Genomic DNA, 15,717 nt, shown 5'->3' with positions numbered 1-15,717 from the left:
CTATATTATATATGGATAAAAGCCGCACTTCCGTCTCTAAGCGACATTCCTCCACTTTTTTGTTGGAGGCTACAATATGTCAAAAACCAGTAAAACCGATTCTGAAATCCTGAAAGAATGGAAAAAGGCGACTCTAGCAAACAACTTCATATTCTACAAGGTCATGCGGCATCATCCGGAAGCTTGTAAATACCTTCTGGAAATGTTGTTGAATATCAAAATCAAACGCATGAAAATGTCTAACGAAGAGATTATTGAAGTAGACAAAGATGCAAAAAGCATCAGACTGGATGTATATGTTACCGAAACAAAGCGTATGCATGATATTGAACTTCAGGTCATAAACACATCAGAACTTCCAAAGCGTTCGAGGTACTATTCTGCCCTTATGGACTTAGATAATTTGAAGCCGGGAGAAAAGTATAACAAACTGAAGGACTCGCATGTAATCTTTATCTGTCTGGAAGACGTATTTGAAAACAGGCTGCCTGTAAATACTTTCGAGAATATCTGTCAAGAAGATGGTGTAACAAAACTGAATGACCGCTCTTACAAACACTTTTTTATTGCTCCAAGATGTGCTAAAATGCTTAAAGATGAGGAATTGAAGTCTTTCTTTAAATTTCTCATCTCAAATAAAGCGGCAAATCAATATACATCTGAACTAGATAGTTATGTAAAAGACGCTAAACAAAATATGCAATGGAGGATTCAGTTTATGAATTATGAGAGACAAAGAACTTATGATATAGACTATGGACGGGAACAACAAGCCATTGAAGCCTCAATTAATCTTCTCAAAGAAAAAATAGACCCGAAAATCATTGCAAAATGCGAAAAGTTACCGCTAAAAAAAGTCCTCGAATTACAGGAGCAGATTGCCGTAAAAGCGTAAAACATTATGCCGCAGAAGAAAACATCTCGAACTACATCAAGCAAATCTACTCGTAAGACAAGCACAAAACGCACGACCCGCCGAACGACGAAAAAGCCTAAGGTTTATATTCCTGCTTACAAGGCAATCATTCTCTGTTGCGTCATTATTACTATCTGCATGAGTCTTCTGCTGGTAACTACCCTTAAGGAGCCGGACCGCAAGCTTTCTGATGCCGCAATTCAAAGATATAAAGAAGAGATTGTTGATTCAAAAAATAAAGCTGAAGAAGTAAAAGAAAAAGAAGTTTCTAAAAAAGCTGATTCATCAAAAAAGACTGAGACAGCAAAAAAAACTGAAGCTACAAAAAAGGCCGAACCATCAAAAAAAGCCGAAGCTCCTAAGACTGATAACAAAAAAACAGAAACTGCGAAAAAGGAAGCTTCAAAAGAGGAAGTCCCAAAGAAAACCGAGGCTCCTAAAAAGATAGAAACTCCACAGGCAAAGGAAGAAAAAAAGCCGGCCGAAGTAAAAGAGGCTGCCCCGGCCACACCCCCAAAAGTTCAGAACGAGCAGAAATCAAAATACAACTTCCCGGCAGCAAAAAACGGTGCCCAGCTGATTTTTGTTTTTGACGACGGCGGACAGAATCTTTCTCACCTTGCGCCATTCTTAAAGCTGCCCTTCCCTATAACAGTTGCCGTACTTCCTCAAATTGCCCACTCGAAAGAAAGTGCTGCCCAGGTACGCGCTTCCGGCAACGAGCTTATTCTTCATCAGCCTATGCAGTCTGTAAATGCGAGTGTGAATCCGGGACCCGGTGCAATTAAACCGGATATGACCGAAGAGCAGATAAAATCCCTGCTTTTTCAAAACATAACAGAAATAGGCCCGATTGCCGGACTGAATAATCATGAAGGTTCTGCAATTACTGCCGATGCAGAAAAAATGGCGACAGTTCTGCAGTTTGCATCCCAGGAAGGTATTTACTTCCTCGACAGCCGCACTAACGTCGAAACAAAAGTGCCTTACGTTGCCCGCGAGCTGGGCTATTCTTACTACGAGCGCAACATATTTTTAGACAACGAAAAAACAAAAGAAAATGCCCTTAAGGAGCTTAAAAAAGGCCTTGACCTTGCAAATAAAAATGGAAGCGTTATAATGATAGGCCATATCTGGAGTGCAGATTTTCTACCGGCATTTTTACAGGAAGTTTACCCGGAGCTTAAAGCTCAGGGATATACATTCAGCACGGTAAGCAAAAGTAAAGCAAAGAAGAACTAGATTGTCGGGTCGAGCCCGACAATGACATAGACGAGGATCTAAATGAAAGTTTTAGGTATAGAAAGCAGCTGTGACGAAACAGCCTGCGCAATCGTAGAAGACGGAAGAACAATTCTCAGCAACGTAGTTGCAACACAGATTCCTTTTCATAAAATATACAAGGGCGTAGTTCCGGAAATTGCAAGCCGCAAACACGCCGAATGGATTTTGCCGGTTGTACGTCAGGCCCTCAAAGAAGCAAACATGTCTCTGGACCAGGTTGATGCGATAGCCGCAACTAACAGACCTGGTCTCATGGGCTCACTTCTCGTTGGCTTTACCTTTGGAAAAACTCTTGCCTGGGCAACAAACAAGCCTTTTATCGCAATCAATCATATGCTGGGTCACCTTTACGCTGCCCAGCTGCAGACTCCGGTTGAATATCCATTCCTCGGTCTCCTCGTTAGCGGCGGCCATTCTATTATCTGTAAGGTAAACGGATTTGATGACCTTGAAATTTTGGGAACTACAGTTGATGACTCTGTAGGAGAAGCCTTTGATAAGGTTGCTAAGTTCTACGGGCTCGGCTACCCTGGAGGAGTTATCATTGATAACCTTGCAAAAAAAGGTGACCCCAAGGCTGCAAAGTTCCCTGTTCCAAAGCTGGATGAAAATGAACACAAATATGATGTTTCTTTCTCTGGTCTTAAAACTGCAGTAATTCACCAGTGCGATCTTTTCTGGCAGCCAGGCTACGAGCACTCAACAGAAAATATGTGCGCCGCCTTCCAGGAAACTGCAATCAAAACTCTGGTAGGAAAATTACTCAAAGCCGCAGACGACACCGGCCTCAAAACAGTTGTTTGTGGCGGCGGTGTTGCAGCTAATTCCCGACTTCGCGCAATGCTGGCAGAAAGAAGTGACCTCAACTGCATCTTCCCTCCCCTCAAGCTTTGCGGAGACAATGGCGCTATGATTGCGGGTGTTGCCTACCACTTCCTCCAGCGCGGCGACCGCAGCGACATGAACACTGTTACCTGTGCCCGTATTCCTCAGTTCAAGCGGGGACTTGAGCAGGTTCGCCACGGTCAGGGCAAGCATGACTAGGAATAAGTAGTTTTTCCGATAAAAAAATCTGTCTCTTAGTTGTATAACTAAAATCATGAAAATTACTTTCTCTAAATGCTCCAAATTTTTATTCACCGGAGCAATTTTCATTTTTTTATTTCCACTAATCAGTTGTACTAAACAGGAGAGCAGAATGAATCAGCCAGTAACTACAGAAGAATCGAATCCACTCGCACAGAGATTTATGCAGTCTCAGGAAGCCCAGAAAAATCAGGATACAAATACAGAGCCATCTACTAACGGCCTCAAGATTCCTGATTCAAAATACGAAGAAATCATAAAAAAAAGTCTTGTAACAAAAGGAAACAATTATCTTATAAAGCAGGTGCTTGCAAAACTACGTGCCGGCGACCAGGTTATTATTTCTGCAATCGGAGGCTCCGTTACAGAAGGCGCAGGTCCAGCTGTTTACACAGAAGGTTATGCCTATCAGTTCCGGGATATGTTCATAGAAAAATATGCCGCTGATAAATCAAAAGTAAATTTTATTCCTGCAGGAATCGGCGGCACCCCTTCTCCAATGGGCTTAATCCGTTACCAGAAAGACGTCGTTTCCCGCGCCGGCCGACATCCAGATCTTCTTGTAATTGAGTTTGCCGTAAACGACTGGCTTGAATGTTCCAAAACCCGCGCCATGGAAAAGCTTGTCCGCACGGCTCTCGAAAACAATACTGCCGTAATCATGCTTTATGCCGCCGCAACCTATCAGAATCAGCAGGGCCAGATTTCTCCTGTAGCTGATTTTTATAAGCTGCCTCAGGTAAGCATCAGCAAGGGACTTGCCGGCTCAGGTGTTAATCAGGAAAAGGATTCAAAGATTTATTATTCTGATTTTGTTCACCCGACAAAAAACGGTCACAAATATATGGCCCGCTGTCTTATCAATCTTATTGATGAAATCGACGCTTCAGAAGCAGATTCTTCTTTTGAGATTCCTGCCACTTACAAAAACGAAAATCCATTCGAAAATTTTACCACCCTTTATGCAGATACACAGGATAAAAACGTCACAATAAATGCAGGAGGCTTTAGTCAAAAAGATACAGAGATTCAGGCTTACCTGCATGGCGGAAAATGCTTCCCCGAAAACTGGAAAAATGACGGCAGTTCTTCTCAGGCCTTCAAAATGGAGCTTAACTGCAAGAGCCTCATCATGATTTACAAAAATGCCAATACTGATAAGTTTGGAAAATACGAAGTTTATGTAGACGGCAAGCTACAGAATACCTACGCCGGTCACGAAGAAGGCGGCTGGAATAACTGCATGATTGTAATGCTGATTGATGAGACTGAGGCCGGAAAGCACACTGTAGAAATAAAACCTGCAGCCGGTGAAGAAAAAAAAGCCTTTACAATTCTCGCCTTCGGTTATTCCAGATAGAGATATTTTCTTCCTATTCTTGTAGATAAAATTTCAATATTATTCTCAAATCCGTTATATAATTTAACAATAACTGTCATGCTGAACTTGTTTCAGCATCTTTTATATAGATTCCGAAACAAGTTCGGAATGACGACAAATTGGAGAACACAATGATTTTTTATGTAAACGCAAAAGCAAAAACTAACGGAAACGGAAGCAAGGCTTCCCCTTTTAAGACAATCAATCAGGCGGCTGCCATTGCCAGGGCGGGAGACCAGGTTCTTGTTGCGCCGGGAATCTACCGCGAACAGGTAGTTCCAAAGGCCGGCGGTTGCGGCGATGAACCGGACCAGAGAATCACCTATAAATCAGAAAAACCACTGGGAGCCATAATCACAGGTTCAGAAGCCCTCAAGGGCTGGAAAAAGTTCAAGGGCGACGTATGGACTGCAAAGGTAGATAACGGCATCTTCGGTGGCTACAATCCTTATACGAGCTATGTTTGCGGAGACTGGTACTTTGCACCGACTGTTCGCCACACAGGCTGCGTTGTCCTCAACGACAGAATGATGTATGAAACTGCAAGCTTAGATGAGTGTCTTGCAGGAAAAGCAGATCCCTGCGCCTGGAATCAGAAGGAATCGGAATACAAATGGTTCTGCGAGCAGGAAGGAGAGGCCCCTGCCCTCCAGTATAATGATGACGGGACTGTGCCGGTACAAGCAGCTGAATATATCGTAAACGCACAGGCTAAGGAAATTAAGCGAGGCCAATTTACAGTTTTCTACTGTAACTTTAAGGGACTGGACCCTAACAAGGAAAATATCGAAATCCTCGTTCGCCGCAACTGCTTTATGCCGGATCAGAACGGGCTCAACTACATCACCGTAAGCGGCTTTAAAATCTGTAACGGTGCTACAACATGGGCGCCGCCGGCTGCCTACCAGGATGGACTCATCGGCCCACACTGGAGCAAGGGCTGGATTTTCGAAGACCTGGAAGTCTGCAACAGCCGCTGCTGCGGAATCTCACTTGGTAAATACCGCGACGAAGAAAACGACATGTACTTTTATACAAAGCACCTCAAGAGCCCTACTCAGATGGAACGCGATGCAGTTTGCCGCGGTCAGTATCACGGCTGGACAAAAGAAAATATCGGCTCACACATCGTACGCCACTGCCACGTTCACCACTGCGAGCAGACCGGTATTGTCGGCCGTATGGGCGGCGTTTTCTCTACAATCGAAGACTGCCACATTCACCACATCTGTAACTCCCAGCAGCTGGGCGGTGCCGAAACTGCAGGAATCAAGCTGCATGCCGCAATCGATGTTGTAATCCGCCGCAACCACATTCACGACTGCATTATGGGCGTATGGCTGGACTGGGAAGCTCAGGGTGCCCGTGTAAGCCAGAACCTCATGTACAACAACCAGAGACCGGAAGGCCGCGAAGCCGCTCAAGGCGCAATGTTCAGCACAGACGTCTTTATTGAAGTTGGACATGGTCCTACAACCATCGACAACAACCTCCTGCTTTCCAAGGTTTCCATCACAATCCCGAGCGAAGGAATTGCCGTTGTTCACAATTTGATTCACGGCTCTTTCAGCCTCATCAATTCCGGCGTAGACAGCATTATAAACGACCAGCGCGAACCACGCTATACTCCTTACCATATCCGCCACCGCACAGAGGTTGCAGGCTTTATGACAATTCTTCACGGCGACGACAGAATCTACAATAATGTTTTTGTTCAGATATTTGATGTAAAGGATAAGGAAAAGACTGCAGCCGCTGCCGACTACGAAGTTGTCGGCACTGCTCCATTTGATATCTTCCCTACTTATGATGAATGGATTAAAAACTTTATGATGGACAGAGAGCCTGATATGGGGCCTCTTGCCCAGTATCATTTTGGTCACCTCCCTGTATGGCTGGGCGGAAACGTTTACCTGAACGGGGCTACAGTCTGCAAGCATGAAAAAGACAAGCTCGTAGTGGCTGGAAAAAACAAGGCTAAAATCAGCTTGAAATCTGGCAGCCTAAAGAACAACCTTAAAGAACTGATTGGCAACTACACCACAGGCGAAATCACAACTAAAGTTCTCGGCTCTGCCTTTGAACCTGAACAGCGCTTTGAAAACCGCGACGGAAGTGACATCATCTTCAATGAAGACTTCTTCGGCAACCACCGCGGCACTCACGTTCTGCCAGGTCCATTCGCAGAACTGGCAGATGAAATTAAAGTTTTATAAAAAAAAATCCGGGGCTGTCTTAGTGGGAGCCCCGGATATATATGTTTATTAATCGTTTAGAACTTTACAACCTTTGGCGCTGCGCTGAAGCTTGAAAATGTTGCAGTTGCATTCTTAAAGTAAAGGACCTCTGTGTTTTCATCATCTGGAGAATACATAGCCTTAAGGTCAGGATAGTGTTCAAGCATATCAACCTTTGGCTCACGGCGGTCATCGCGAACGAGTTCTCCGGCAAGACGGAGCCAGGTACCTGTCGCACCGTCAAAGCAGCAAAGTTCAACCTTAGGATTCTTCTGAATCTGCTTAGAAACATCCTTTTTCTTTCCTGTCTGGATGTAAAGCTTATCTTCAAAAAGATTTATTGTGCCAAATGGACGGTTACGTGGCTGTCCATCTGCTTCAACTGTAGCCAAATAATAAGTGCCGCATTTTTTTATAAAATCAAAAACTTCTTTCATTTTATCACCTCGGATATATTATACTACATAATGCTCGTCATTGCGAGGAGCCTGCAGGGCGACGTGGCAATCTATATAAATGGATTGCTTCGCCTTCGGCTCGCAATGACGGTAAAAAAAACGTTTCTATTTACAATAACACTACTTGACACTTTTTTTTCATATCAGTAAATTAAAAACAAATGAAAAACATCACTTACGCATACTATTATTACTATTATTCTCACAAAAGTTGCAGAGTTCTGGCAAAATAGATGCTGATGTATATAAATCGGTAATTTCAAGGAACTCTGAAAAAGAGTTCCTTTTTTTTTGCATGCGCGCGCTGAAAGAGAGGGACTCGAAAGCGGTGCCTGTCGTAAAATTACCAAGAGAGGAAACATAAATGATCATAACATTAAAACACGGAACAACAGATCAGCAGATGAATGAGTTCATCGACTCATGGAAGCAGAAAGGCTTTGGAGTACATGTATCAAAGGGTGAAAACCTTACAATTCTCGGACTTTTGGGCGACACCAGCTCACTCGACACCGAAATGGTAAGCGCAAATCCTTTTGTTGATACAGTACAGCGGGTTTCTGCTCCATATAAAATGGCAAGCCGCACTTTCCATCCGGAAAACTCGGTAATTAAAGTTGGAAATACAAGCTTTGGTAACGGCGAAATTCCTGTAATTGCAGGACCTTGTTCTGTTGAAACTGAAGAGCAGGTTGTTTCAATTGCCCGCGACGTTAAGGCAGCCGGAGCAAAACTTCTCCGTGGCGGTGCATTCAAGCCACGTACTTCTCCATACAGCTTCCAGGGACTTGGTGAAAAAGGACTTCAGTTCCTCGTAGCAGCTAAAAAAGAAACAGGACTTCCAATCGTAACTGAGCTTATGGATATCCGCCAGCTTAAATATTTTGATGATGTTGATGTTATCCAGATTGGAGCCCGCAACATGCAGAACTTTGACCTTCTTAAAGAGATGGGAAAGGTTGGAAAACCTATTTTGCTTAAGCGCGGTATGGCTGCAACTGTAAAAGAACTTTTGATGTCTGCAGAATACATTATGGCAAGCGGAAACGAAGACGTAATTCTTTGTGAACGCGGTGTCCGCACTTTCGATAACTACACAAGAAACTGTCTTGATGTAAGCATCGTTCCATACCTTCACAAGGTAAGCCATCTTCCAATTATCATTGACCCAAGCCATGCCTGCGGTCAGCGCTGGATGGTACCTGAGCTTGCAAAGGCAGCAGTTGCCTGCAACACAGACGGACTTATCATCGAAGTTCACAACAATCCTGAAAAAGCACTTTGCGATGGTGAACAGTCTCTGCACCCAACAGAGTTTGCTTCACTTATGAAGATTCTTCCTCAGATTGCCGCAATCAACGGACGCAACGTATGATTTACGCAATCATAGGACTTGGAATAATGGGCGGTTCTGTCGCAAAGGCAATCCGCTCAAACATTATCGGACATGAAGACCCGGACGGCAAAATCTTTGCACTCGACAAAAACAATGAGTCGCTCTTTGCCGCCCTCACCTCGGGAATCATCGACCGCGCCTTTACGCCAAGCGAAACAAAAGATTTGTTAGGCCAGGCTGACATGATTTTTATCTGCCTCTACCCTGCTGCAACCCTGGATTTTTTACGGGAGCACAAGGGAGATTTTAAGGACGGCGCAATCATCACCGACATAAGTGGTGTAAAGCATGACCTGGCAGCAGCCCTGGACAAGGACGAAATCCGGCCGGCAAATGCCCATCTGATTTTAGGCCACCCAATGGCAGGCGGTGAAAAAGAAGGCTTTGCCGCATCAAAAGGCGAATACTTTTTGAACCACAATTATATTCTGATCAAGCCAAAAGGCGGCTACGAGGACGAAGCTGCAGTAGAAATCTTCCGTAAGATTATCCGCGGCATGGGCTTTACCAGAATCACCGAAGTAGATGCCGATACCCACGACAACAAGATTGGCTTTACCTCTCAGCTTTGTCACGTTGTAGCAAGTGCCATGGTAGAAAGTGCCGGCGACCCGGAAATCACAAGCTTCGGTGGCGGCTCTTTTGAAGACCTCACCAGAATTGCAATGATTAACGCACCCCTCTGGACAGAGCTCTTTCTTGCTAACCGGGAAAAACTTGTTGCCCATATAGAAAACTTTGAAAGCCAGTTGGATAATCTGAAAAAACTGATTGAAACTCAGGACGCAAATGGGCTACAATCATTACTCGCAGACGTTCGCCAGAAACGAATCGCCATGCAACGTTAGTGTCATTATCGGGCTTGACCCGATAATCTAAGGAACTTATGGACAACTTACTTTCAATAAAAGCATACGCAAGCCGCGAGGCAGTTCCCATCATGCAGGACGAAGGCTGTGACTTTATCTGCGATTACATCAAGGAACACAGCTGCAAAAATATCCTCGAAATTGGAACTGCCATCGGCTATTCTTCCATCCGCTTTGCAAGCCTTGCTGACGACATAAAGGTCACAACAATCGAGCTCGACATAGACCGTCACCTCAAGGCTGTAGAAAACTTTAAGGCAGCAGAACTTTCAGACCGCATCACCGCAATCCACGCAGACGCCCTCACCTGCCCCCTTGAAGGTAGTTTTGACCTGATTTTTATAGACGCCGCAAAAGCCCAGTACATAAAGTTCTTCGAAAAATACAAGGCAAATCTGGCTCCTGGCGGAGTAATCATAAGTGACAACCTCTCCTTTCACGGTATGGTAGACGACCTTTCCCTCACCCATAATTACTCCACCAAAAAGCTGGTAAAAAAAATCCAGAAGTATGCAGAATTCCTTCGCACAAATCAGGAGTTTGAAACAACTTTTTATGAAATCGGCGACAGAATCGCAGTAAGCAAAAGAAAATAGACTCTTAATTTTTCTTCGTAAATTCTCAATACCTATGTTATAATTATTCTATTAATTCAAATCCGAGAGAATAATTATGAAAAATTTTAAGAAATCACTTTATTCACTTTTTGTTTTTACAATCCTTTTCACATCATGTTCCATGAAAATGGGAAAAAGCCAGCCTATATACGAAGACTGGAAAATTAAGTTTGGAGATAACAAAAACTATGCTGCTGCAGATTTTGACGACTCTTCCTGGCAGAACTCAAATGCCAGCGGGCTCATTGCAATGCAAAATAATCAGCATTATTTCTGGCTTAGAAAAAAGGTAAATATACCAGCAGCCTTCCAGACCTCTAATATATGGTTAGGATTTCAGAAAACAAACTGTGCCATTGAAGTATATGCAGATGGCGTTTATGTTGGTACCCGCGGAAGCTTCCCGCCTAATGTCAGCGTAAAAATCGAACAGAATACAGATGTATTAATTCCTTCAAACTGCATTAAAGACGGCAGTGTAGAAATTGCCTTAAGAGTTTACGCTCCTGGTAATACAGCAAAGGATATCTGTCCTTCTATTGATGATGATACCCAGGGCTACTTCATGAATAAAATCAAAAACATTTTCAATCAGAAGATATTCCTTTGTATTGGAGTTTTGTGTGCCTTCATTCTCTTTTATTCATTATTGCAGTTTTGCATGGATAGAAAAAACACAGCCTTCCTGTATTTTGTAGGCTGTCTTCTCTTTATCATTATCTACTTTTATGACATGGGTTCAGAAAACACAGTCCTCAATTATAATTTTCAGAGAGCTTTTGCAAGAGCCTGTTTACCGTCAAGTATGATGTTCCTGATGTTATTCCTGCACCGATTCTATAACAGAAAAAAAACAAAGCTTACTCTGATAATTGCCTTTTCTATAACAGTAATTTTCTTTGCTGCTTTCCTGGCCTGCACAGGAAATGATATTGCAGTTGATAACTTATTCTTAATTGCAATGCTTCCTACCGTGGCTGTAATTGTTTATGGTTTTATTGTTACCGTTCAGGGTATAAAGCATAAGCAGTATGATTCCATTCCTGTCTTTGTCGGTTTCTTTGTTGGTTCCTGCTGTGCCCTTCATGATATTGTCTGCCAGGTTGCGGGCATAGTTCCCTTTATGTGGACCCAGGGCTTTGCCTTCTTCTTTGTAGACCTTTCTGTATTTATCACCCTTGCAATCCGCGAATCAAACATCAAAAAAGAAGTTCAGCGACTTGCAAAAGAAACTCAGGCTCAGAAGGATAAGCTTTCTAACGTTGTTGCCAAGGCCCAGCTGATGGCAGAAGATTCTAACTCTGTTGCTGAAAAGCTTAACAAATCTGTAGATTCCATGATTGAATCTTCATCAGAGACTCAAGATAAGGTAGCTGATATTAATAAAGCAATTTCCGAACAGAACCGCATCCGCGAAGAAACTGCAACTGCAATTGATAATCTTACAAACTTCTTAAAATCAATTTCAAAGGAATTTGAAAACGAAACAATAATGATTCAGGATACCACAAAGGGTACTCAGGATATTATTGATGGTATTTCAACTGTAGGCGAAGGTATTTCTACTGCAGCCCAGTTTACATCTTCCCTTTCAAAACTTACTCAGGCCGGAAGTGACGACATGAAGAAGCTCATGTCTGTTATGAAAGAGATTCAGGACTCCTCAACAGAAATCTTAGGCGTTGCAAGTACACTTTCTACCTTTGCCCATAAAATCGACTTGCTTTCTATGAACGCAAGTATCGAAGCGGCACATTCGGGAGAAGCAGGAAAAGGATTTGCCGTAATTGCCCACGAAATTAAAGACCTTGCATCACAGACCTCTCAGTGGTCAGGTAAGATTGCAGAAATTATCACTTCCATTATCAGCTCAATCGATAGCAGTGCTGACCTTACTTCTAAGGTTAACCAGGCACTCCTGCAGATTGAAGATGGCTCTGTAAAGAGTGCTGAACGTGTAAATGCTGCCTGGGAAGGAATGAAAGCCCAGCAGAATGCCGGAAACGCAATTGAAAAAGATGTATCAAGCCTTGCAACAAGTGCGGCTCATATGAAGAATGAAATTATAAGCCAGGATAAGTTTGCTGCCAGCGTAATGAATAATATGCAGGAACTCTGTCAGGCTTCTCAGGCTGTAAACGATGCCAGCAGCGGTATTTCAGCCTTCACAGAAAACCTGGGTCGGGAAGCCCTGAATCTGGCAAAACTTGCAGACAGCACTGTAAGAGTTGCCAGAGAGCTTATGGAAATAATGAACACTCACATCTAAGCACGGTGGTTGAGTAGGCGCAGCCGTATCGAAACCACCGTATACTTCCTACCAGTGTGCCGAGGCGCCGCCACCACTAAAGTGACCGCCTCCTCCGCTAAAGCCGCCGAAACCACCGGATGAATGACTTCCTGAATGTCCGCCACTACCCATCATAGAGCGGAGTGCTGCATCGGCTGCAATCCAGGCAATAGTATTTCCGTTATGATAATAGCGGCCACGGCGGCGACCACGTCTTGCATTTGCGCTGATCATGCTTACGACAAATATCAGCCATATAAGCATTGCAAAAACTGGAACAAGGTCATTAGAGCTTTTATCTTCTCCTTCTTTTACAGAACGGGAAAGTGCACTTTCATCACCAGTCGCAATGGCACCCATATTTTTAACGCCTTCAAGAATACCTTTGGAATAATTTCCGTCACGGAATTCGGGAACTATTACGTTTCGTAAAATCAGGCCGCACTTTGCATCGGTAAGAGAACCTTCAAGTCCATCACCTGTTTCAATGCGTAAATCATGCTCTGCATAGGCAACAATCAGAATTGCGCCGTTATCTTTTTCCTTATCACCAAGCTGCCATTTATCTGCAACCCTGATTCCAAAAGAAGAAATATCTTCTCCATCCAGAGAAGGCATTGTAAGAACTGCAATCTGAGCACCACAAGCCTGCTCTACTCCAGCAAGGTATTCTTCTATTTCACGCTCGTCGCTGTCCCGGATTATTTTTGCATAATCGTTTACACGGCCTTTGAGAGTTGGCACATTTGCGGCAAAAATTGAAGAGGAAATCAAAATAGCTGTAAGAGCAGCTGAAAAAAATCTTTTCTTTACCATTCTGCATCCTCCAGAATTACAAGGCCATCAGGAAGCTCGTTTGGATTCTCTTCATGAGGCGGGAAATGTTCTGCAAGAAGTTCGCCACATTTTTCTATAGCTGTAGTAAAGGCTGTAGCAGCCTGGCCTTTGCGTAGATTTTCAGCCAGCTCGTCTGCAATCAGATTCCACAAGTCCTGAGAAATATGCTTTGAAATACCGGAATCAGCAACAATGCGAACCTGGCGTTCCATATATGAAACAAAAATCAAAATACCAGAATGCTCTGCTGTATCGTAAACTCCGCTTTCTGTAAAATAGCGGAAGGCACGGTTTGTTACACAGGCCCTGCGTACAGAAGGCGGAATTACCAGACGGTCTATTGCCGGAATATTACAGATGTAAAATCCTACAACGACTGCTGCCAGACAGGAAATTACAAAGAAGAGCGGTAAAATCCAGCCGGGCTCATTCTGCCAGTAAAGCCTGTGGTAGAGAGCAAGAATCTTTTCCGAAAAAGGAAGCATACAAACGAGCACCAGAGCACCGAAAAAGTCTGCAGCCAGCAATTCCCAGAAGCAGTAGCGGGCAGATTCCGGAGTAACTGCTACTGCAATTTCACCGGTAGTCTTAGCCTCGGCCGCTGCAACAGCATCTTTTATAGATTTGAAATCTTCATCTTTAAGCTTAAGTTTTTTAATTAAAGTCTTATATTTCACATTATCCTTCCTGTATAGATTCCCGGGTCAAGCCCGAGAATGACACAATTGTCATTGCCCGGCTTGACCGGGCAATCTAAAACTCAACCTTAGGCGCAGACTGCGCAGCTTCACTTGCTGTAAAGTAAGACTTCTTTTCAAAGCCGCTCATATTTGCAATGATATTTGCAGGGAACTGGCGGATCTTTGTATTATAGGTCTTTGCAGTTTCATTAAAGCGGTTGCGGGCAACTGTAATGCGGTTTTCAGTTCCTTCCAGCTGATCCTGCAGGGCCATAAAATTCTGGTCTGCTTTTAATTCCGGATACTGCTCTGTAACCATCAAAAGGCGCTGCAGACTGGCACCCAAGTTATCCTGAATCTGCTGATAGCGGGCAAAAGCCTCAGGATCATTCAAAACCTCATCACTGATATTGATTTGTCCGCCTGCCTTAGAACGGGCCTCAGAAACCTGAGTAAATACATCGCTTTCATGCTTAGCATAACCTTTTACTGTAGAAACCAGGTTTGGAATCAGGTCCAGACGACGCTGATACTGGTTCTGCACCTCAGCCCAGGAAGCCGAAACGCCTTCATCCATAGTAACCAGCGAGTTGTAAGTATTCTTATAGAAAGAAAAAACTCCAAGCACACAAACAAGCACAATAATAAGAGCAATCAGCCCCTTCGAAATCTTTTTCATTAAAAATCCTCCTACCGTCATCCCGAACTTGATTCGGGATCCATTACAAGATGCTGAAACAAGTTCAGCATGACATTACTTTAAATTTATAAATGAATTGTAATATAGTCAATTAAAATTTCCACACGGATTCGGAATTACTCACGTAATTCCATATTATATAAAAATTTTGCGTTAGCAAAATCCAATCCGTGTGGAAAAAAAATCCCTTGCCCGAAAGTCACTTTCATAATAAAATAGAAGAAATCAATTTAATGGAGATAATAGATGAACAATTTCGTATTTTTGGGACCACCGGGAGCTGGAAAAGGTTCTCTCGCAGTAAAGGTAGCAGAAGACTACAAAATCCCACACATTTCAACTGGTGATATTTTCCGTGCAAATATTAAGGCACAGACTCCACTTGGAGTAAAGGTAAAGGCAATTATCGATTCAGGTTCTCTCGTAAGCGACGAACTCACATTTGAACTTGTAAAAGACCGCCTTGCTCAGGACGACTGCAAAAACGGATACATTCTTGACGGTTTCCCACGTACAATTCCACAGGCAGAAATGCTGGACGGACTTGTTGCAGACCTCAAGGTTGTAAACTTCCAGATTTCAGATGATATCGTAATCGGCCGTCTTTCTACACGCCGTGTTTGTAAGGCTTGTGGAGCTAACTACAACATCAAAACTCTTCCACCAAAAGTAGAAGGCGTTTGCGACAAGTGTGGCGGCGAACTCTATCAGCGCGATGACGATAAGCAGGAATCTATCCTCCACCGTATGGACGTTTACCGCGAGCAGACAGAACCGCTCATCAACTACTACAAGAACAAGGGCAAGATTACCGACCTCGATGCATCTATCGAAACAGACATTTTGCTTGGTGAGTTTAAAAAGATCTTTTAATTAAACAAAAACACATAAAAGAAGAAAGGCTATGGTCTACACGAGGAATGAGTGTATCCCACAGCCTTTATTCTTTTATATCCGTCTGTCCAA

Annotated in this window: 14 protein-coding genes; 10 read left to right on the top strand and 4 right to left on the bottom strand. The window is 43.4% G+C overall.

Annotated features, from left to right (window positions below):
- Positions 1 to 76 precede the first annotated feature (76 nt).
- The 5 genes from G626_RS15085 (at position 77) to G626_RS0102315 (ending at position 6,883) form a co-directional block, all read left to right on the top strand.
- Entirely contained in the window at positions 77 to 895 is an 819-nt protein-coding gene (locus G626_RS15085) for an Rpn family recombination-promoting nuclease/putative transposase (RefSeq protein ID WP_022931186.1), read from the top strand.
- 6 nt (positions 896 to 901) lie between these two features.
- Positions 902 to 2,158, top strand: a complete 1,257-nt coding sequence (locus G626_RS0102330; RefSeq protein ID WP_022931185.1) for a divergent polysaccharide deacetylase family protein — start codon at positions 902 to 904, stop codon at positions 2,156 to 2,158.
- A 42-nt stretch (positions 2,159 to 2,200) separates the two neighbouring features.
- Entirely contained in the window at positions 2,201 to 3,244 is a 1,044-nt protein-coding gene (tsaD, locus tag G626_RS0102325; RefSeq protein WP_022931184.1) for a tRNA (adenosine(37)-N6)-threonylcarbamoyltransferase complex transferase subunit TsaD, read from the top strand.
- 154 nt (positions 3,245 to 3,398) lie between these two features.
- Positions 3,399 to 4,646 carry an SGNH/GDSL hydrolase family protein gene (locus G626_RS0102320; protein WP_022931183.1) on the top strand — a complete coding sequence of 416 codons (1,248 nt, stop codon included), beginning with the start codon at positions 3,399 to 3,401 and terminating at the stop codon, positions 4,644 to 4,646.
- A gap of 152 nt (positions 4,647 to 4,798) precedes the next feature.
- Positions 4,799 to 6,883, top strand: coding sequence for a right-handed parallel beta-helix repeat-containing protein (locus G626_RS0102315; protein ID WP_022931182.1), 2,085 nt, complete (start codon positions 4,799 to 4,801; stop codon positions 6,881 to 6,883).
- 56 nt (positions 6,884 to 6,939) lie between these two features.
- Here G626_RS0102315 and G626_RS0102310 read toward each other — a convergent pair whose 3' ends face one another.
- The gene (locus tag G626_RS0102310; RefSeq protein WP_022931181.1) at positions 6,940 to 7,341 is read right to left on the bottom strand and encodes a pyridoxamine 5'-phosphate oxidase family protein; all 402 of its coding nucleotides are present in this window, start codon (positions 7,339 to 7,341) and stop codon (positions 6,940 to 6,942) included.
- A 385-nt stretch (positions 7,342 to 7,726) separates the two neighbouring features.
- Here G626_RS0102310 and aroF point away from each other — a divergent pair, with 385 nt between their 5' ends.
- The 4 genes from aroF (at position 7,727) to G626_RS0102290 (ending at position 12,513) form a co-directional block, all read left to right on the top strand.
- On the top strand, positions 7,727 to 8,737 hold the full coding sequence (gene aroF, locus G626_RS0102305) for a 3-deoxy-7-phosphoheptulonate synthase (protein WP_022931180.1): 1,011 nt from the start codon (positions 7,727 to 7,729) through the stop codon (positions 8,735 to 8,737).
- On the top strand, positions 8,734 to 9,606 hold the full coding sequence (locus G626_RS0102300; protein ID WP_022931179.1) for a prephenate dehydrogenase: 873 nt from the start codon (positions 8,734 to 8,736) through the stop codon (positions 9,604 to 9,606). Before aroF ends, G626_RS0102300 begins: the two co-directional genes overlap by 4 nt.
- A 38-nt stretch (positions 9,607 to 9,644) precedes the next feature.
- Entirely contained in the window at positions 9,645 to 10,223 is a 579-nt protein-coding gene (locus G626_RS0102295) for an O-methyltransferase (RefSeq protein ID WP_022931178.1), read from the top strand.
- Positions 10,224 to 10,299: 76 nt separating this feature from the next.
- Positions 10,300 to 12,513: a methyl-accepting chemotaxis protein gene (locus G626_RS0102290; protein WP_022931177.1), complete on the top strand. Its 2,214-nt coding sequence runs from the start codon at positions 10,300 to 10,302 to the stop codon at positions 12,511 to 12,513.
- 48 nt (positions 12,514 to 12,561) lie between these two features.
- Here G626_RS0102290 and G626_RS0102285 read toward each other — a convergent pair whose 3' ends face one another.
- The 3 genes from G626_RS0102285 to G626_RS0102275 all read right to left on the bottom strand — a co-directional run bounded on the left by G626_RS0102285 (position 12,562) and on the right by G626_RS0102275 (position 14,730).
- A complete protein-coding gene (locus tag G626_RS0102285; protein ID WP_027726931.1) occupies positions 12,562 to 13,350 on the bottom strand; it encodes a TPM domain-containing protein in 789 nt (262 codons plus the stop codon).
- Positions 13,344 to 14,048: a TPM domain-containing protein gene (locus G626_RS0102280; protein ID WP_022931176.1), complete on the bottom strand. Its 705-nt coding sequence runs from the start codon at positions 14,046 to 14,048 to the stop codon at positions 13,344 to 13,346. Before G626_RS0102280 ends, G626_RS0102285 begins: the two co-directional genes overlap by 7 nt.
- A gap of 76 nt (positions 14,049 to 14,124) precedes the next feature.
- Positions 14,125 to 14,730 carry a LemA family protein gene (locus tag G626_RS0102275; RefSeq protein ID WP_022931175.1) on the bottom strand — a complete coding sequence of 202 codons (606 nt, stop codon included), beginning with the start codon at positions 14,728 to 14,730 and terminating at the stop codon, positions 14,125 to 14,127.
- 267 nt (positions 14,731 to 14,997) lie between these two features.
- On the opposite strand from G626_RS0102275, the gene G626_RS0102270 reads away from it, so the two are divergent.
- On the top strand, positions 14,998 to 15,624 hold the full coding sequence (locus G626_RS0102270; protein WP_022931174.1) for an adenylate kinase: 627 nt from the start codon (positions 14,998 to 15,000) through the stop codon (positions 15,622 to 15,624).
- Positions 15,625 to 15,717 lie beyond the last annotated feature (93 nt).

The sequence above is a fragment of the Treponema bryantii NK4A124 genome (assembly GCF_000421345.1).
Taxonomy (GTDB): domain Bacteria; phylum Spirochaetota; class Spirochaetia; order Treponematales; family Treponemataceae; genus Treponema_D; species Treponema_D bryantii_B.
The sequence above is the reverse complement of the archived record's forward strand: the minus strand, read 5'-3'. Positions and strand labels throughout refer to the sequence as shown.